The sequence below is a fragment of the Conexibacter stalactiti genome, assembly GCF_033542075.1.
Classification (GTDB): domain Bacteria; phylum Actinomycetota; class Thermoleophilia; order Solirubrobacterales; family Solirubrobacteraceae; genus Conexibacter; species Conexibacter stalactiti.
The window spans coordinates 1-1698 of record NZ_JAWSTH010000220.1; the positions used below are offsets into that span (position 1 = coordinate 1).

At 78.1% G+C, this 1698-nt stretch carries 1 pseudogene; it reads left to right on the forward strand.

The annotated features are described in order from the left end of the window. Window positions 1-1698: pseudogene (locus tag R7226_RS31410) on the forward strand (hypothetical protein); the annotation flags it as partial.

The window sequence follows — 1698 nt, forward strand, 5'->3', positions numbered from 1 at the left end:
CGGCTGCCGGCGCGCTGCTGGATGCGCGCGTCCCGCGCGCGGTCGTCGCCTCGCTCGCCGCCGAGCTGGCCGACCTGCCGGCGCCGGCGCAGGCGCTGCTGCAGGGCGCGGCGGTCGCCGGCGAGGCGTTCGAGCCCGACCTCGCCGGCAGCGCGGCGGAGCTGACGCCGGCCGACGCGCTCGGTGCGCTCGATGAGCTGCTCGCGCGTGAGCTGGTGCGCGAGACCGACGTGCCGCGGCGGTTCGTCTTCCGCCATCCGCTCGTGCGCCGCGCCGTCTACGACGGCGCTCCCGGCGGCTGGCGGCTCGCCGCCCACGCCCGCCTCGCCGACGAGCTGGAACGCCGCGGCGCCTCCGCCAGCGAGCGCGCCCGCCACGCAGAGCACGCGGCGGTCCCGGGCGACCAGGCGGCGGTCGAGCTGCTGGTGCGGGCCGGCTGCGAGACGCTCTCGCGCGCGCCCGCGACCGCGGTCCGCTGGTTCGGCGCCGCGCTGCGGCTGCTGCCGGCCGCCGAGACCGACCGCCGCGTCGAGCTGCTGGAGCTGCACGCCGGAGCGCTGCGCGCGGCCGGCGAGCTGGAGGCCTGTCGCAGCGCGCTGCTGGAGGCGCTGCAGATCCTGCCGGCGCCCGGCGGCGCCCGTCGCGCCGAGCTGATCGCCAACTGCGCCGCCGTCGAGCACTGGCTCGGCCGCCACGAGGAGGCCGGCGCGCGGCTGGAGCGGGCGTGGGAGGAGCTGCCCGCGCACGACGGGCCGGAGGCGGCGCGGCTGGCGATCGAGCTGGCGACCGACAGCCTCTTCCAGCTCGACTTCGCGCGCACGCGGGAGATGGGCGAGCAGGCGCTGACGATCGCCCGCGCGCTCGACGAGCCGGCGCTCCGCACCTGGGCCGCGAGCGTGCTCTGCTTCGCCGCCGCGACCGGCGGCGAGACGCCCGAGGCGCACGCGCGTCAGGCCGACGCGGCGGCGGCGATGGACGCGCTGCCCGACGAGCAGCTCGCGACCTGCCTCGACGCCGTCTACCACCTCGTCTGGGCCGAGAGCTACCTGGAGCGGTTCGAGCAGGCGATCGCGCGCGCTGACCGCGGCCTCGCCGTCGCGCGCAGCCACGGCCAAGGGCAGATGACGGTCCCGCTGATGCTGTCGAAGCTGTACGCGCTGGAGGCGCTGGGGCGGCTCGGCGAGGCGCTCGAGCTGGCCGAGCGGGCGATCGAGTCGGCGCGCCTGGCGAGCAACCCGCAATACCTCTTCTGGGCGTTGTGGGAGGCGGCCTATGCCTGCGGGCTGATGGGCGATCCGGAGGCGGCGTACGGCTTCAGCAAGGAGAGCCAGGTGGTCGCCAGCGGACGCGGCCGCAACGTGCCGGGGACTGCGGAACCGGGCTGGCTGGTCGGCTACTGCCGAGTCGCGATCGGCGACCTCGACGGCGGTCGCGCGGAGCTGCTGGAGGCGCTCGGCGGACCGGCCGCGGCCAACGTCGTCCCGGCCGAGCGCACGCTCGCCTTCCAGGACCTGCAGCTGGTCGAGCTGCAGGGCGGCCGGCTCGTCGAGGCGGAGGCGTGCGCGGTGCGCGCCGAGGCGTGCGCCGCGCAGCTCGGGCGGCCGGTCGCGACGGCCCACGCGGCCCGCTGCCGCGCGGAGGTGCTGCTGGCGCAGGAGCGGCCGGCGGCCGCGGTCACGGCGGCGGAGCGCTCGTTCG